The organism is Azospirillum sp. BE72, from assembly GCF_031455875.1.
Lineage (GTDB): Bacteria > Pseudomonadota > Alphaproteobacteria > Azospirillales > Azospirillaceae > Azospirillum.
On sequence record NZ_JAVDTO010000011.1, the window covers coordinates 39,565 to 55,871 of the forward strand.

At 67.6% G+C, this 16,307-nt stretch carries 11 protein-coding genes and 2 pseudogenes; 7 read left to right on the top strand and 6 right to left on the bottom strand.

What is annotated here, in order from left to right; genetic code table 11:
• Nucleotides 1-125: 125 nt before the first annotated feature.
• Complete coding sequence (locus J2Y49_RS22370; protein ID WP_310117161.1) at nt 126-4,904, top strand: alpha-2-macroglobulin; 4,779 nt, start codon at nt 126-128, stop codon at nt 4,902-4,904.
• A 51-nt stretch (nt 4,905-4,955) separates the two neighbouring features.
• On the opposite strand, the gene J2Y49_RS22375 is transcribed toward J2Y49_RS22370, so the two are convergent.
• Complete coding sequence (locus J2Y49_RS22375; RefSeq protein WP_310117162.1) at nt 4,956-5,144, bottom strand: hypothetical protein; 189 nt, start codon at nt 5,142-5,144, stop codon at nt 4,956-4,958.
• A 351-nt stretch (nt 5,145-5,495) separates the two neighbouring features.
• Here J2Y49_RS22375 and J2Y49_RS22380 point away from each other — a divergent pair, with 351 nt between their 5' ends.
• The 5 genes from J2Y49_RS22380 (at nt 5,496) to J2Y49_RS22400 (ending at nt 12,323) form a co-directional block, all read left to right on the top strand.
• Nucleotides 5,496-5,987 (top strand): MerR family DNA-binding transcriptional regulator, encoded by a 492-nt coding sequence (locus J2Y49_RS22380; RefSeq protein WP_310117163.1) that lies wholly within the window; start codon nt 5,496-5,498, stop codon nt 5,985-5,987.
• Complete coding sequence (locus J2Y49_RS22385) at nt 5,984-7,120, top strand: thiolase family protein (protein ID WP_310117164.1); 1,137 nt, start codon at nt 5,984-5,986, stop codon at nt 7,118-7,120. The genes J2Y49_RS22380 and J2Y49_RS22385 overlap by 4 nt, the downstream gene beginning before the upstream one ends.
• A 25-nt stretch (nt 7,121-7,145) precedes the next feature.
• Nucleotides 7,146-9,485 (top strand): 3-hydroxyacyl-CoA dehydrogenase NAD-binding domain-containing protein, encoded by a 2,340-nt coding sequence (locus tag J2Y49_RS22390; protein WP_310117165.1) that lies wholly within the window; start codon nt 7,146-7,148, stop codon nt 9,483-9,485.
• A gap of 16 nt (nt 9,486-9,501) precedes the next feature.
• Nucleotides 9,502-11,292, top strand: a complete 1,791-nt coding sequence (locus J2Y49_RS22395) for an acyl-CoA dehydrogenase C-terminal domain-containing protein (RefSeq protein ID WP_310117166.1) — start codon at nt 9,502-9,504, stop codon at nt 11,290-11,292.
• 380 nt (nt 11,293-11,672) lie between these two features.
• On the top strand, nt 11,673-12,323 hold the full coding sequence (locus J2Y49_RS22400; protein WP_149225682.1) for a response regulator transcription factor: 651 nt from the start codon (nt 11,673-11,675) through the stop codon (nt 12,321-12,323).
• Between the two features lie 82 nt (nt 12,324-12,405).
• On the opposite strand, the gene J2Y49_RS22405 is transcribed toward J2Y49_RS22400, so the two are convergent.
• A complete protein-coding gene (locus J2Y49_RS22405; RefSeq protein WP_310117167.1) occupies nt 12,406-12,840 on the bottom strand; it encodes a CBS domain-containing protein in 435 nt (144 codons plus the stop codon).
• Between the two features lie 167 nt (nt 12,841-13,007).
• Nucleotides 13,008-13,559: pseudogene (locus J2Y49_RS22410) on the bottom strand (IS630 family transposase); the annotation flags it as partial.
• Between J2Y49_RS22410 and J2Y49_RS32465 the strand changes: the two are divergent.
• Nucleotides 13,554-13,730, top strand: a pseudogene (locus J2Y49_RS32465) (IS701 family transposase); the annotation flags it as partial. The pseudogenes J2Y49_RS22410 and J2Y49_RS32465 sit on opposite strands and share 6 nt — an antisense overlap.
• 188 nt (nt 13,731-13,918) lie before the next feature.
• Here J2Y49_RS32465 and J2Y49_RS22420 read toward each other — a convergent pair.
• Genes J2Y49_RS22420 through J2Y49_RS22430 form a run of 3 tightly spaced genes read right to left on the bottom strand, consistent with a single transcriptional unit; the run spans nt 13,919 to nt 16,255 of the window.
• Nucleotides 13,919-15,280: a sensor histidine kinase gene (locus tag J2Y49_RS22420; RefSeq protein ID WP_310117168.1), complete on the bottom strand. Its 1,362-nt coding sequence runs from the start codon at nt 15,278-15,280 to the stop codon at nt 13,919-13,921.
• Nucleotides 15,277-15,936 (bottom strand): response regulator transcription factor, encoded by a 660-nt coding sequence (locus J2Y49_RS22425; protein ID WP_310117169.1) that lies wholly within the window; start codon nt 15,934-15,936, stop codon nt 15,277-15,279. The genes J2Y49_RS22420 and J2Y49_RS22425 overlap by 4 nt, the downstream gene beginning before the upstream one ends.
• A 4-nt stretch (nt 15,937-15,940) precedes the next feature.
• Nucleotides 15,941-16,255, bottom strand: coding sequence for a PepSY domain-containing protein (locus J2Y49_RS22430; protein WP_310117170.1), 315 nt, complete (start codon nt 16,253-16,255; stop codon nt 15,941-15,943).
• Nucleotides 16,256-16,307 lie beyond the last annotated feature (52 nt).

Consider the following 16,307-nt stretch of genomic DNA (forward strand, 5'->3'; position numbering starts at 1 on the left):
AGCCATGGCGAAACCCCAGCCGCTTGGGCATACTCCCGCCGGTTTTGTCCAGGTCCGAGCCGACGCCAGGGCTGTCCCCGGTTTTGCGGTTTCGGACCCACCCGCGGAATTGGGGTCTGTCTCGAATGTTGCGTGCGCTGGCGCGTGTCTGTGCCGTTCTCGTCGCGTGCTCCGGCACGAACACCGTTTCCCGGACCCTCGCCGCCGATCCCCCGGCCGAGCCGGTGCCCTTCGGCGTGTCGGGCGTGGAGGTGGTGGCGGAGCGAGATACGCCCCAAGCCTGCTTCACCTTCACCGACCGGCTGGAGCGCTCGCGCGCCGTCAACTACCGCGACTATGTCGCGGTGGAGCCGGCGGTCGACGGTGCCGCGATCGCCCGCGACCGCACCCTGTGCGTGGAGGGGCTGCGCCATGGCGTGGCCTACCGCGTCACGCTGAAGGACGGGCTGCCGGGCATCGACGGCAAGCGGCTACCCGCCGCCGACACCCGCGAGGTGCAGGTGCCCAACCGCAAGCCCTCGCTGGCTTTCCGCGGAGCCGGCTATATCCTGCCGCGCGTCGGGTCGGACGGACTGCCGCTGCGCTCGATCAACCTGGACCGGGCGAAGCTGCAGGTGCTGCGCATCGCCGACCGGGCGCTGGTCGAGAAGATCTATTTCGGCCGCATCACCCAGCAGATGACCGACTACGACATCGGCGAGATCCTGGACAAGTCGGGGCAGGAGGTCTGGCGCGGCGAGATGGGGATCGGCAACCAGCCGAACCGCAGCGTCACCACCGCCTTCCCGATCGACGCCGTGCTGGGCAAGCTGGAGCCGGGCGTCTATGTCGCCGTCGCCGGCGCGGACGAGATCAAGCCGGGCGGCTGGGACCGCAAGGCGACCCAGTGGTTCGTGGTGTCCGACCTCGGCCTCAACACCATCCTCGGCGACGATTCGCTGGTGGTCTTCGCCCGCTCGGTCCAGAGCGCCAGCCCCGCGGCGGGGGTGGAGCTGCGTCTGGTCGCCCGCAACGGGTCCGAACTTGGCCGCGTCCAGACCGGAGAGGACGGGCTCGGCCGTTTCGACCTCGCAGCATTGCGCGCCGCCGGGACCGAGCCGGTGCAGGCCCTGTTCGCCGCGCGCGGCGACGGCGACTTCGCCGTTCTCGACCTGACCGCCGGTGGTGCCCCCTCGGCCGAGACGCCGGACAAGCCCGCCCCGATCGCCCGTCCGATGACCGGCGGATTCGACGCCTATCTCTATACCGAGCGCGGGATCTACCGTCCCGGCGAGACGGTGCAACTGACCGCCCTGCTGCGCGACACCGACCTGAACCCGCCCGCCGGCAAGGCGCTGACCATCCGCGTCCTGCGCCCCGACGGCTTCGAGGTGGAGCGGCGCACCCTGGCCGACAGCGGGGCCGGCGGCTATGCCACCCGCATCGACATGCCGATGAACGCCTTCCCCGGCAGCTGGACTGTCACCGCCCATGCAGAGCCGGACGGCCCGGCCATCGGCAGGGCCGAGTTCCTGCTGGAGGATTTCGTGCCCCCGCGGCTCGACCTGTCGCTGTCCTCCCCGACGACGGAGCTGGCGGCCGACGGCGAGGCCGATGTGGTGCTCGACAGCCATTATCTCTACGGCGCGCCGGCCTCCGGCCTGCCGGGAGAGCTGACGGTGACCCTGCGCTCTGCCGCCAACCCCTATCCCAACCTGCCGGGCTATCATTTCGGTCTGGCGCAGGAGGACGTGAAGGCGGCCCGTGCCGATCTGCCGGGATTCATCACCGACTCCAACGGCTCGGCCCGCCTGAAGGTCAAGCTGCCGCTTCCGCCCGAAAGCACCCGCCCGCTGGAAGCGGTGGTTCGCGCCACCCTGTTCGATATCGGCGGCCGTCCGGTCGGCCGCGACTTCGTCCTGCCCGTCCGCCACCAGCCCTTCGCCATCGGCATCAAGCCGCGCTTCGAGGGCGACGGCGTGCCGGAAGGCGCCACCGCCGGGTTCGAGGTGATCGCCGTCGGGCCGGACGGCAAGCCGACCGACCACGCCGACCTCTCCTACGAGCTGTTCGAGGAGGAGTACGACTACGCCTGGTACGAGGCCAACGGCCGCTGGGACTACAAGGTCACGGTGAAGGACCAGCGCGTGACCGGCGGCACCCTGTCGGCCCAGGCGGGAAGCCCGACCGCCGTGGAGGCTCCGGTCGCCGCCGGACGCTACCGGTTGGAGGTGTTCGATCCCAAGACCGGCGTCGCCACCAGCGTGCGCTTTGCCGCCGGCTGGTGGATGACCCCGACCGCCGGGGAGCGGCCGGACGCCGTCGACGTCTCGGTGATGATGCCGGCCTACCGCGCCGGGGAAAGCGCCTGGGTCTTCGTCAAGCCGCCCTATGACAGCCAGGTTCTGGTGGCGGTGGCCGACCGCGGCGTGACCTATGCCGTCACCCGCGCCATCGGCACCCAGGGCGCCTTCCTGGAAATCCCGGTCGGGCAGGGCTGGACCAGCGGCGCCCATGTGCTGGCGACCGCCTTCGCCACCTCCGACCCGCAGTCGAAGAAGCCGCCGCGCCGCGCGGTCGGCCTCGCCTGGCTGGCGATGGACAAGGCGCCGCGCACGCTGGACATCCGCCTGTCCGCCCCGGCGGAGATGGAGCCGCGCCGCGCCATGACCGCCGACATCACGGTGGACGGCATCGCCGAGGGCAAGCAGGCCTTCGTGACGCTGGCCGCCGTCGACGAATCGGTGATGCAGCTGACCGACCAGCCGTCTCCCGACCCGGCCCGCCACTATCTGGGCAAGCGTCCGTTGACCGTGGAGCTGCGCGACTCCTACGGCCGCCTGATCGATCCGGCCAGCCTGGATGCAACCCGGCCGCCGGCCGCGCCGGCTCCGCGCCTGCGTCAGGTCGCCGGGCTGGTGCCGCCCAAGTCGGAACGTGTGGTCTCGCTCTATTCCGGCATCCTGACCGTGGGAGCCGACGGCAAGATCTCGGTTCCCTTCGATCTGCCCGATTTCCAGGGCCGCCTGCGCCTGATGGCCGTGGCCTGGAGCGATGGGCGGATCGGCCATGCCGAAAGCCAGATGCTGGTCCGCGACCCGGTCGTCGCCGACGCGGTGCTGCCGCGCTTCCTCGCCCCGGGCGACACGGCGCAGGTGATGCTGTCGCTCGACAACCTGAACGGTCCCTCCGGCGATTACCGCATGACCCTGACCGCCGAGGGCGCCGTCTCCATTCTGCAGGGTGAGGGCGGTGCCGAGTTGGAGGTGCCGAAGCTGGCGCGCGGCAAGCGGGCGACCGCCGGCCGGGTGCTGACCGCCACCGCCGTGGGCGCCGGCCACGTCACGCTGGACGTCACCGGTCCGGACGGCGTCCGCGTCACCCGGCGCTGGGACGTCACCGTGCGCCCGGCCTCGCCGCCGATTTCGCGCCGCAATGTCGCCGCCCTGCCCACCGACAAGAGCCTGACCCTGCCGGCCGACATCGCCGCCGGACTGAGGCCGGAAACCCTGTCCGTCGGTGCCGTGGTCGCTCCGCTGCCGGACCTCGACGTGCCGGGCCTGCTCTTCGCGCTCGACCGGGCGGCACCGGGCGGGGCGGAGCAGACCGCCAGCCGCATCCTGCCGCTGCTGTCGATGCCCGACGTCGCCGCCGGCCTGGGCATCGCGCCGGAGGACCGGATCAAGGCGCGTGTCCAGCGCGGCATCGACCGTCTGCTGACCTTCCAGCGTGCGGACGGCGCCTTCGCCGCATGGTCGCCGAAGGGTGATCTCGACCCGTGGCTGACCGCCTATGCGGTCGACGTGCTGGGCCGTGCCAAGGCTGCGGGCTATCGCATCCCCGACCAGCCCTATCGCAAGGGGCTGGACTGGATGAAGCAGGCGGTCGACAACGCCTGGGTCGAGACCGCCGACCTGCCTGGCCGTGCCTATGCCCTGTATGTGCTGGCGCGGGCGAAGCTGATCGATGCCGGCGCGTTGCGCTATTTCCGCGAAAACTACTGGGACCGGCTGCCGACCGACTTCGGCAGGGCACAGATTGCCGCCGCCGCCGCCGCGCTGGGCGACCAGCCGGCTGCCGCCGACGCCTTCGCCAAGCTGACCGGCGCCCGGATGGTTTCGGCCAGCCTGCGCGACCATGGTTCCTCCCTGCGGGACGAGGCTGGCGTGGTTGCGCTGCTGGCGGAAAGCGGGGCGGTCGACCGCGAGCGCATCTTCCAGGCGGCGGAGCGCGTGGCGAAGACCTTCGCCGCGGTCCGCACCACCAACCCGCAGGAACAGGCTTGGCTGCTGCTGGCATCCAAGGCTCTGATCGACCGTGCCGCCCCGATGAAGCTCGCCATCGGCGACCAGACGGTGGAGAACGCCAAGCCCCAGATCCTGCGCATCGACCCGGCCGCACCACCGGCGATCCGCAACCTGGGCGGCGAAGTCCGGCAGACCGTTTCGGTGGCCGGCGTGCCCGACCAGCCGGCCGGCGCGGAAGAGCAGGGCATGACCATCCGCCGCCGCCTGTTCGACATGGCCGGCCGTCCGGTCGACCCGGCCGGCATCCGCCACAACGACCTGCTGGTGGTGATCCTTGAGGGTGAGGTCGGCGACCCGCTCGACCACTCTGTGCTGGTCAGCGATCCGCTGCCGGCCGGCTTCGAGATCGAGAATGTCCGGCTCGCCAACAGCGGCCAGCTCGGCAAGCTGTCCTGGCTGGGCGAGCTGTCCTCGGTCCGCAATGTGGAGTTCCGTGACGACCGCTTCCTGGCTGCCGTCGATTTGCCGAAGGCGGCCCCCCGCTTCCGGCTGGTCTATCTGGTCCGCGCCGTCACGCCCGGCGACTTCACGGCCCCCGGCGCCCATGTGCAGGACCTGCAGCGGCCCCACCTGTCCGCCCGCACAGCGGTGTCCCGCCTGCGCGTGCTGCCGGAGTGAGATGAATGCTCAAGGGGCGCCGACCGGCGCCCCTTGATTGCAACACCGTGCCTAAAGATAGCTCTGCTCGCCCCGATGATTGTCGCGCCGCCGGACGAGCAGGGTCAGTGCCGCGACAACCACCGCGAAGCACAGGGTTAGCAGCACGTAGAAGGCCAGCGCAAGGCCGACCGTCATGGTGCCGAGCAGCACCATGGCCAATATCCAGACGCCCAGCGATACGATGGCGCGCGCCGACATGGGTTGTCTCCTATCCCCTGTCCTGATCCGCCGAAAACAGTCGACCCACCCTGAACCCGCCGCGGCCTTCTGACCGTCTGTCCGGCGCCGTATCCGCTTCCCATATGGAATCGGGGAACCGGCGGGGCTCGTCGTGTCCTGGGCAAAGCCTGCCACAGCCGCAATGCGGAACGGGGCGTGGCATCCTGTCACTGCGCGGGCGCGCCGCACCCGTTAGTGGCTGAACAGTTGCCTGCCCAAGGGAATGGCCGGGCGGTTCGCCAAAACTGGTTGGCTTGGTCAACAAGTCTGTTGACAGCATGCGGCATCGACCTTACCTTTACGTAAACGTCAAGGAAGGGAGCGAACGGAGTGGATCGGCTTTCGGTCGGCTACGGCATGGCGGAGACTGGGGAGGGCGCGGAGAACAGCCGCATGTCCGGCTCGCGGCTTGCCATCGGCGAATTGGCCGGGGAGTTCGGTCTGACCCACCGCACCATCCGCCATTACGAGGATGAAGGGCTGCTGGCGCCGGAGCGGATCGGCAGCGCCCCTGGAGGCGCCCGTGTCTACGGCCATCGCGACCGCGCCCGGCTGGCGCTGATCTGCCGGGGCAAGCGGCTGGGCTTCAGCCTGGCCGAAATCAAGGATTTCCTGAACCTCTACGACACCGACGACGCCCAGATCGAACAGATGCGCTACATGCGCTCCATCGCGCGCCGCCGGATTTCCGCGCTTGAACAGCAGCTTGCCGACGTCCAGCAGACGCTGGCGGAGCTGTGCACCATCGACACCCAGATCTCCGAGCATCTTCGCCGCAACGGCATCACGGAGACGCAGGACATGGAGGAGAAGCACTCATGAAGTCGGTCGTCATCGCCGGTTATGCCCGTTCGCCCTTCGCCTTCGCCCACAAGGGCGAGCTGACCAAGGTCCGCCCCGACGATCTGCTGGCCCGCGTCTTCGCGGCGCTGGTGGAGCGCACCGGCCTGAAGACCGACGACATCGAGGACGTCATCGTCGGCTGCTCCTTCCCCGAAGGCGAGCAGGGGCTGAACGTCGCCCGCAGCATCTCCTTCCTGGCCAAGCTGCCGCAGACCGCCGCGGCCACTACGGTGAACCGCTATTGCGGCTCCTCCATGCAGTCGATCCATCAGGCGGCGGGCGCCATCCAGATGGGCGCCGGCGAGGTGTTCATCTGTGGCGGCGTCGAGTCGATGACCCGCGTGCCGATCATGGGCTTCAACCCGATGCCGAACCCGGCGCTGAAGGCCTCCTACCCCGAAGCCTACTGCTCCATGGGCATCACGGCGGAGAATGTCGCCCGCAAATACACCATCTCCCGCGCCGAGCAGGAGGCGCTGGCCGTCGCCTCCCACGCCAAGGCCGCCGAGGCCCAGGCTTCCGGCCGCATGGCCGCCGAGATCGTCGGCATCCAGACCCCGGCCGGTCTGGTCGACAAGGACGGCTGCATCCGTCCCGGCACCAACGCCGACAGCCTGTCGGGCCTGAAGCCGGCCTTCACCGCCGACGGCACCGTGACCGCCGGCACCTCCTCGCCGCTGACCGACGGTGCCGCCGCCGTTCTGGTGACGACGGAGGAGTATGCCAAGGCCAACGGCCTGCCGATCCTGGCGAAGATCCGCTCGGTCGCCGTCGCCGGCTGCGCACCGGAACTTATGGGACTGGGTCCGGTTCCCGCCACCCGCAAGGCGCTGGCGCGTGCCGGCCTGTCGATCAACGACATCGACATCATCGAGATCAACGAGGCCTTCTCGTCCCAGGCCATCGCCTGCATGCGCGACCTCGACATCGACCCGTCCCGCATCAACCCGGACGGCGGCGCGCTGGCGCTCGGCCATCCGCTGGGGGCCACCGGCGCCCGCATCACCGGCAAGGCTGCGGCCTTGCTGAAGCGCGAAGGCAAGCAGTTCGCGCTCGCCACCCAGTGCATCGGCGGCGGCCAGGGCATCGCCACCATCCTGGAAGCGGTCTGACGAACGGGATCGGGGAGGAAAAACCATGAAGATCGAACGCGCCGCCGTGATCGGTGCGGGTGTGATGGGCGCCGGCATCGCCGCCCATTTCGCCAACGCCGGCATCCCCTGCGTCCTGCTCGACATCCCGGCGAAGGAGGGTGCGGACCGCAGCGCCATCGCCAAGGGCGCCGTGGCGAAGATGCTGAAGACCGATCCGGCCCCCTTCATGCATTCCAAGAATGCCAAGCTGATCACGCCCGGCAATCTTGAGGATGACCTGAACCTGCTGGCCGACGTCGACTGGATCGTCGAGGCGATCGTCGAGAACCCGGCGATCAAGGCCGACCTCTACAAGCGCATCGACCCGGTGCGCAAGGCGGGGTCGGTGGTGTCGTCCAACACCTCCACCATCCCGCTGGCGGTGCTGACCGAAGGGCAGAGCGAGCAGTTTGCCAAGGACTTCCTGATCACCCACTTCTTCAACCCGCCGCGCTACATGCGGCTGCTGGAGATCGTCGGCGGTGCCGATACGCGGGCCGACGCGCTGGCGGCCATCGCCGACGTCTGCGACCGCCGCCTCGGCAAGGGCGTCGTCCACTGCAAGGACACGCCGGGCTTCATCGCCAACCGCATCGGCGTCTTCTGGATTCAGGCGGCGGTCAACGCCGCGGTGGACCTGGGCCTGACCGTGGAGGAGGCGGACGCCGTCGGCGGCCGGCCGATGGGCATCCCCAAGACCGGCGTGTTCGGCCTGATGGATCTCGTCGGGCTCGACCTGATGCCGCACATCGCCAAGAGCATGTCGGCCACCCTGCCGGCGAACGACGCCTATCGCGGCCAGATGCGCGAGCACCCGGTCATCACGAAGATGATCGCGGAGGGCTATACCGGCCGCAAGGGCAAGGGCGGCTTCTACCGCATCAACAAGGCCGGCGGCGGCAAGGTGAAGGAGTCGGTCAACCTCCAGACCGGCGAATACGCGCCGTCGGAGAAGGCCCGGCTGGACAGCGTCTCATCCGCCGGCCGCGACCTGCGCAAGCTGTGCGAGCATCCGGACAAGGGCGGCCGCTTCGCCCGCCGCGTCCTGGCCCAGACGCTGGCCTATGCCGCCAGCCTGGTGCCGGAGATCGCCGACAGCATCGTCGCCGTCGATGAGGGCATGCGCCTCGGCTACAACTGGAAGCAGGGTCCGTTCGAGCTGATCGACCGGCTGGGCACCGAGTGGTTCGCCGAGCTGTGCCGCTCCGAAGGCATCCCGGTCCCGGCGCTGGTAGAGACGGCATCCGGCCGTCCCTTCTACCGGGTCGAGGGCGGCAAGCTCCAGCACCTTTCCACGGCCGGCGTCTATGACACGGTGGTGCGTCCGGACGGCGTCCTGCTGCTGTCGGACATCAAGCGCGCCGCCGGCAAGCCGGTGTGGAAGAACGGCTCCGCCAGCCTGTGGGACATCGGCGACGGCGTGCTGTGCGTCGAGTTCACCAGCAAGATGAACGCCGTCGATGGCGACATCATGGCCGCCTACGAGAAGGCCATGCGCCTGATCGGCGATGGCAAAGGCGACTGGAAGGCGCTGGTCATCCACAACGAGGCCGACAATTTCTCGGTCGGCGCCAATCTCGGCCTCGCCCTGTTCGCGCTCAACATCGGCCTGTGGCCGCAGATCGAGGAGATGGTGGAGGGTGGCCAGCGCACTTACCGCGCGCTGAAATACGCCCCCTTCCCGGTGGTGGCTGCCCCAAGCGGCATGGCGTTGGGCGGCGGCTGCGAGATCCTGCTGCATTCCGACCATGTCCAGGCCCATGCCGAGACCTATGTCGGTCTGGTCGAGGTCGGCGTCGGCCTGATCCCGGCCTGGGGCGGCTGCACCGAGATGCTGGCCCGCCATCAGGCCAACCCGAAGGCGCCGCGCGGGCCGATGCCCGGCATCGCCAAGGCCTTCGAGATCATCAGCACCGCCACCGTCGCCAAATCGGCGGCCGAGGCCAAGGAGCTGCTGTATTTCCGGGCCACCGACGGCATCACCATGAACCGCGACCGCCTGTTGGCCGACGCCAAGGCCAAGGCGCTGGAACTGGCGGCGGACTACACCCCGCCGGAGAAGACCACCGCCTATGTCCTGCCCGGCCCCAGCGCCAAGGCGGCGATGGAACTGGCGGTGGAAGGCTTCGCCCTGCAGGGCAAGGTCACGCCGCACGACAAGGTGGTCTGCGCCGCCCTGGCCGAGGTGCTGAGCGGCGGTGAGGAGGCCGACATCTCCAAGCCGGTCGGCGAGGACCATGTCCTGCGGCTGGAGCGGGAGGCGTTCATGGGTCTGGTGCGCACCGGCGGCACCATCGACCGGATCGAGCACATGCTGCTCACCGGCAAGCCGCTGCGGAACTGAGGGGGAGGAACGAGAGATGCCGATCTACAAGGCTCCGCTTGAGGATGTGCGCTTCGTCCTGGACGAGATCGTCGGCCTGGACAAGCTGTCGGCCCTGCCGGGCTATGAGGACGCCACGCCGGAACTCGTCGGCCAGGTGCTGGAGGAAGGCGCCAAGCTGTGCGAGGAGGTGCTGTTCCCGCTGAACCAGTCCGGCGACGGCGAGGGCTGCCATTTCGAGAATGGCGAAGTCCGCACTCCCAAGGGCTTTAGGGAAGCCTACGACACCTACATCGCCGCCGGATGGCAGGGTCTGGCCTGCGACCCGGCCTATGGCGGGCAGGGGCTGCCGAAGCTGGTCAACATCATGCTGGAGGAGTTCATCTGCTCCGCCAACCTCAGCTTCGGCATGTATCCCGGCCTGTCGCTCGGCGCCTACAACGCGCTGGCGATGTACGGCTCGGACGAGCTGAAGCAGCGTTTCCTGCCCAAGCTGGTCGACGGCACCTGGTCCGGCACCATGTGCCTGACCGAGCCGCATTGCGGCACCGACCTCGGCATCATCCGCACCAAGGCGGTTCCGGCGGAAGACGGGTCGTTCAAGATCACCGGCACCAAGATCTTCATCTCGGCCGGCGAGCATGACCTGACCGAGAACATCCTGCATCTGGTGCTGGCCCGCCTGCCGGACGCACCGGCCGGGACCCGCGGCATCAGCCTGTTCCTGGTGCCGAAGTTCATGCCGAAGGACGACGGCACACCGGGTGCGCGCAACGGCGTCGCCTGCGGCTCCATCGAGCACAAGATGGGCATCAAGGCGTCCTCGACCTGCGTCATGAACTTCGAGGACGCCACCGGCTGGCTGGTGGGCGAGCCGCACAAGGGCATGCGCGCCATGTTCGTGATGATGAACGCGGCCCGTCTGGCCGTGGGCATCCAGGGGCTGGGACTGGCCGAGGTGTCCTACCAGAACGCCGTCAACTACGCCCGCGAACGGCTTCAGGGCCGGTCGCTGTCGGGGGTGAAGGCGCCGGACAAGCCGGCCGACCCGATCATCGTCCATCCCGACGTGCGCCGGAACCTGCTGACCGCCCGCGCCTTCACCGAGGGTGCGCGTGCCCTGGGGGCGCTGGCCGCCTACAAGCTCGACGTGGCGGAAAAGCACCCGGACCCCCGCACCCGCCGCGATGCCGACGAGTTCGTCCAGCTGATGACGCCGATCATCAAGGCGCTGTTCACCGACATCGGCTTCGACGCGGCCAACATCGCCGTGCAGGTCCATGGCGGCCATGGTTTCATCTGGGAGACCGGCGTCGAGCAGTATGTCCGCGACGCCCGCATTTGCCAGATCTATGAGGGCACCAACGGCATCCAGGCGCTCGACCTCGTCGGCCGCAAGCTGCCGCAGGACATCGGCCGTCTGCTCCGTCACTTCTTCCACCCCGTCGGCCGCGACATCGAGGCGGCGATGGAGAAGGACGAGTTGGGCGAGTTCGTGATGCCGCTGGCCAAGGCCTTCGCCAAGCTGCAGCAGGCCACCGCCCTGATCGCCCAGAAGGGCCTGAAGGATCCGGAGGAGGCCGGTGCCGCCTCCAGCGACTACCTGCGCCTGTTCGGGCTGGTGGCGTTGGGCTGGAGCTGGCTAACCATGGTGGAGAAGGCACAGGCCAAGCTCGAAGCCGGGGAGGGCAATGCCGCCTTCTATGAGGCCAAGATCAAGACCGCCCGCTTCTACATGACCAAACTGCTGCCGCAGACGAACAGCCTTTTCATCACCATTGCCGCCGGTGCCAAGCCGTTGATGGAACTGGAAGAGGCCGCTTTCTGACACATGTCGACCGTCCCACAGGGGCGCGCGATTTCAGGCCGGACCGGTGCCCGCAAGGGGCCGGCCCGGCCATTTTTTTGCCTTTGCACAAGCTGGAAGCACGCATTCGCACAGTGACCTAAAATTGTCATACCCCATTGGAAATATCACCCTCGGGAAGCTCTTGCCTCAGCCGATCAGCATTCGGGGCCGTGACAAAAGTTAATTTCGGGTTGTTCCATCTCGTCCCTGCGTGTTACATCTCAATAGAGATTACGTTCGGCCGGTGCCTGCTATATCCTTTGGATTTTAGGGAATATGCGGGTGGCGACAGCCCCCTCCTTTTCTCAAGCCTCTGGGGCGACTTTCGGAGGGGCAGGCATGGTTCGGGAGTTTGAGCGATGAAGATCCTGATCGGTGATGATCACGTCCTGTTCCGGGAAGGTCTTCGCCGTCTGCTTGAGCAGCTGCGCGAAAACGCTACCTTTGCGGAGGCCAGCAATTTCGACGAGCTTCTGGACATGGCGGCTGTGAAGGATGAGGCCTATGACCTGATCCTGACCGACCTGCGCATGCCGGGCTGGCCCGGTTTTTCCGGAATCGGCATGCTGCGCGACCGGCAGCCGAATTCGAAGGTCGTCGTCGTATCCGCGTCCGAGGCGCACTCCGACGTGCGGGAGGCGCTGGAGAACGGCGCCGCCGGTTATATCCCGAAATCGTCCAGCGTGAAGATCATGCTGAGCGCGCTCGATCTGATCTTCTCCGGCGGCGTCTATGTGCCGGCGACGGTACTGCGCGAGGGGATCGAACCCGACCAGCGCGGCGGTTCGGTGATGCCGCCGAGCGACCCGCAGCTGGAGCAGCTGCTGACCCAGCGTCAGCGCGAGGTGCTCGACCGCCTGCGCGAAGGCAAGTCGAACAAGCAGATCGCCCATGAGCTGGGCCTGTCCGAAGGCACGGTGAAGATCCACATGACTGCGATCTTCAAGTCGCTGGGAGTGCGCAACCGCACCCAGGCGGCCATGGCCTTCCCGCAGTCGCATTCGGCGTAAAGCCGCATTCCGGACATCGATGCGAAAAGACCCGCCGGGGCAGCCCGGCGGGTCTTTTCGCATTGGGGATGGATTGTTCGCCTCAGCCCATTCCGGCCACATAGCCGCGCAGCGATTCGACCTCCAACTCGGCATCGTCGATGCGGGCCTTCACCACGTCGCCGATGCTGATGACACCGACGACGCGGCCGGCGTCGACAATCGGCACATGGCGGATGCGCCGTTCGGTCATCACCGCCATCATGTCGGCGACTGTGTCGGTCGGGGTGGCGGTGATCAGGTCGCGCGTCATCAGGTCCGCCGCCGGGCGGTCGAGTGCCGTGGCGCTGTCGCGGGCGATGGCCCGCACGATGTCGCGTTCCGACAGGATGCCGACCGGCTGGCCATCGTCGTCCATCACCAGCACGGCGCCGATCCGGTGCTCGGTCAGCAGGCGGGTGACGGCGGCCACGGTATCGTCCGGTGAGGCGGAAACGATCCGGTTGCCCTTGCGCTTCAAGACGGCTGCAACATGCATGGCTGTACGGCCTCCCTTCCGATGACCCTGATACTGGAATCATGGGGACGCGCGTACAATCTGCAAGACAGATTGTTCAAAGAAAAAGGCGGCCTCTCCGGATGGGAGAGGCCGCCTTTCGGATGTCCGGGACTGATCCCGGAACCCGTTCTTAGAGTTTCGAGCGTTTAATCTGACGCGTATCCGGCGTGCCTGAGATAATTCCAGCACTCGTCGGGTGTGTAGAGGTCGCAGATGGAGCCGACAGCTTTCCACAGCTCCTCGATGGTGGGGGCGCCGATGCGTCGGAGATGAGCTTTGAGCTTGGCGAACGCCATTTCGATAGGGTTGAGGTCGGGACTGCAGGGCGGCAGGTAGAGGACACACGCGCTCCGCGCCTCGACGGCTTCCCGGATGCCGGCCACCTTGTGGTTGGAGAGGTTGTCGAGGATGAGGATGTCGCCGCTTCGCAGGGTCGGGGCCAGAAGCTGCTCGACACAGGCGCGGAAGACGGTGGCGTTGATCGGTCCGTCGAACACATAGGGTGCGACGATGCCGGTGGTGCGCAGTCCGGCGATCAGCGTGGTCATCTTCCAATGCCCATGCGGGACGGGGGCCGGAAGGCGCAAGCCGCGTGCGCACCGGCCGTGGCGCCGGGTCATGTTGGTGCTGGCCCAGGTCTCGTCGAGGAACACCAGGCGCTCGGGATCGGGGGTCGGCTGACGGCGGATGAAGGCGCGCGCTGGACCATCGAGAGCAGTTTCGAGATGGCCAAGGGTGAGGTCGGGCTCGACCACTCTGAGGTGCGCTCCTGGACCGGATGGCACCGCCACATCACCTTGGCCATGCTGGCATTCGCCTTCCTCACCGTCTTGCGCAAGGCGGCTATCGGAGGGAGAGGACCTGGTCGACCTGGCGGCCGACTTGATCCTCCTGACCGTACCGGAAATTCGACGCCTGCTTCACCACTTTTGCCTTGGCCGATACTCGGCATCAACGCCGTTATCGCTTGGTCACTTTGGCGAAGACGGCATCAACAGCGAGCAAAGCGATCACATTGGAAACGACGCACACAAATCGATGTTGTCCGGCTGCAGTATTAGTTCCCAGCTGCGGGAAGTGACAACTCGGTCCGCAGCCCCCCAAGAGGTGAATTCTCCAGACGGACATCGCCCCCGTAGAGCCGAGCCACGTCCTGCACCACGGCAAGTCCAAGACCAGCTCCCGGTATGCTCTCGTCCAGACGGACACCAGGGGCAAGAACCGTCTCGCGCCTCTCGGCGGGCAACCCTGGGCCATCGTCGTCGACGGTGATGGTCAGCATTCCGTTCGTACCCATCCATGCGGCGACCTCGACCCGCTGCCGAGCCCATTTGCAGGCATTCTCCATAAGGTTGCCGAGCATCTCATCGAGATCCTCACGATCGCCTGCGAACGCATGGTTTGGAGATACGGAAACATTGACTTGGATCCCGGCGTTTGCGTTCAGCTTCTCCATCACGCGGCCGAGCGCCGAGGCGCATTCTAGGACCGATGTGCTCATTCCAGGCACGCCACGCGAGGCGGCGGCCCGCGCGCGCGCCATGTGGTGATCGACATGGCGGCGCATCACGTCGACCTGCCGCACAACAATTGCACCGATTTCACGGGCGTTGTCAGGTTCGAGGTTCCGCGCCTCATTGGCCAGAACGGCGAGGTTCGTCTTCAACGCATGCGCAAGGTTTCCGGCTTGAAGCCGGGCGCGGCCAATGACCTCCTCGGAGTGCTCCAGGAGCGCGTTCAGATCGTCGACCAGGGGTTTCACTTCCATTGGCACGGTCGCCCCAAAGCGCCTTTTGCGTCCCGAGCGGACCTCGGCGAGCTCCGCCCGAAGCCGCGCCAGCGGTTGCAGTCCGACCTGCACCTGGATGACAGCCGCCATGATCAACACCGCCGCGAGAGCGCCAAGCGACGACCAGAGCACACGGTTGAAGGCCGCCGTGGCGCTCAGCACCTCCCCCTCATCGGCGGCAACGGCAATCCGCTGCGGCGGCGCCCCGTCCGGAAACGTCAGGGCGCGCTCGAGGACAAGCAACCTGCGCCCTGACGGTCCAGGGACAACGTGCTGGTGGACCTCGCCGTCCGCCACATGGTCGGCGGGGAGCGGCAGCACCGCATCCCACAGGGAGCGCGAGCGCAGTCCCGGTGCCTCGGGAGGTCCGACCTGCCAGTACAGACCTGACAACGGTCGGCGGAACCGCGGATCGCTCAAGGGTTGCCGCAGGGTCGGTGCGCCGTCCGCGCCCACCTCCAGGAGCGCCGCCATCTGCTCAAGGTGGTTGGCCAACTCAGCCTCGAAGCGCCGCCGCACATGATCCTGGAACAGTCCGGATAGAACGATTCCCGCGGCGAGGAGCGCCAGCGCGGTCGAGACGGCCGCCCCGGTGAGCAGGCGGAAGCGGAGGGAACCCGACGCGCTCACGGTTCGTCGATCCGATAGCCGAGCCCGCGCACGGTCTTGATGACGTCGGCGCCGAGTTTGCGGCGCAGACGTCCGACGAATACCTCGATGGTGTTGCTGTCGCGGTCGAAGTCCTGGGCATAGACGTGCTCGGTTAACTCCATGCGCGAGACGACCTGGCCCTTGCGGTGCATGAGGTAGGCGAGGACCCGATACTCGTAGCCGGTCAACTCGACCGGACGCCCTTCGACGGTAACGCGGCCAGTCCGAGTGTCGAGCACGACCGGACCACAGCACAGTTCGGCCGAGGCGTGTCCCTTCGCACGACGGATCAGGGCACGGATGCGCGCCAACAACTCCTCCATGCTGAAGGGCTTGGCGAGGTAGTCGTCGGCTCCGGCGTCAATCCCCTGGACCTTCTCGGTCCAGGCGCCACGCGCCGTCAGGATGATCACCGGCGCCGTCACGTCCCGCTTGCGCCAGGCGCGCAGAACGGTGAGACCGTCGACCTTGGGCAGGCCCAGGTCCAGGACCACGGCGTCGTAGGGTTCGGTTTCGCCCAGGAACTGCCCCTCCTCGCCGTCGCGGGCGAGATCGACTGCATAGCCCTCGTGCCGCAGCCTCTCGCCGAGTTGACGCCCGAGATCCGGTTCGTCTTCAACCACCAGCACACGCATCCCGTCACCTCCGGCGTCCCTTGGAGCGGAGCAGGTCTCCGGTGGCCGCGTCGTATTCGAGCTTCAGGATGCGCCCTCCCGGGGCGAGCACCTTGATCTCGTAGACGAGGCGCCCGTCGTGCTCGTCCTCCAACTCCACGTCCAGTATGTCGCCGCTGACCTCGGCGCGGACCCGTTCGACAATGGCTTCGAGCGGCAGGATGCGGCCCAAGGCGACGGCCTCGCGGGCGCGCTCGTGGTCCCGCTCGTCGGCCGAAGCCGGGCTGGAGAGGAACAGAACACCGCACAGGGCGGCAGCGGTCAGGCGGACGTGAAGCATGCCTGATCCTAACATGGGGTGGCTGAACGGCGGCTGAACGGGGCGCGGCGTT

Bases quoted from the DNA above. Each gene is read 5' to 3' on its own strand.
- J2Y49_RS22430 (WP_310117170.1), bottom strand. From the start codon at position 16,255: ATGCTTCACGTCCGCCTGACCGCTGCCGCCCTGTGCGGTGTTCTGTTC.
- J2Y49_RS22375 (WP_310117162.1), bottom strand. From the start codon at position 5,144: ATGTCGGCGCGCGCCATCGTATCGCTGGGCGTCTGGATATTGGCCATG.
- J2Y49_RS22385 (WP_310117164.1), top strand. From the start codon at position 5,984: ATGAAGTCGGTCGTCATCGCCGGTTATGCCCGTTCGCCCTTCGCCTTC.
- J2Y49_RS22425 (WP_310117169.1), bottom strand. From the start codon at position 15,936: ATGCGTGTGCTGGTGGTTGAAGACGAACCGGATCTCGGGCGTCAACTC.
- J2Y49_RS22390 (WP_310117165.1), top strand. From the start codon at position 7,146: ATGAAGATCGAACGCGCCGCCGTGATCGGTGCGGGTGTGATGGGCGCC.
- J2Y49_RS22395 (WP_310117166.1), top strand. From the start codon at position 9,502: ATGCCGATCTACAAGGCTCCGCTTGAGGATGTGCGCTTCGTCCTGGAC.
- J2Y49_RS22370 (WP_310117161.1), top strand. From the start codon at position 126: ATGTTGCGTGCGCTGGCGCGTGTCTGTGCCGTTCTCGTCGCGTGCTCC.
- J2Y49_RS22405 (WP_310117167.1), bottom strand. From the start codon at position 12,840: ATGCATGTTGCAGCCGTCTTGAAGCGCAAGGGCAACCGGATCGTTTCC.
- J2Y49_RS22400 (WP_149225682.1), top strand. From the start codon at position 11,673: ATGAAGATCCTGATCGGTGATGATCACGTCCTGTTCCGGGAAGGTCTT.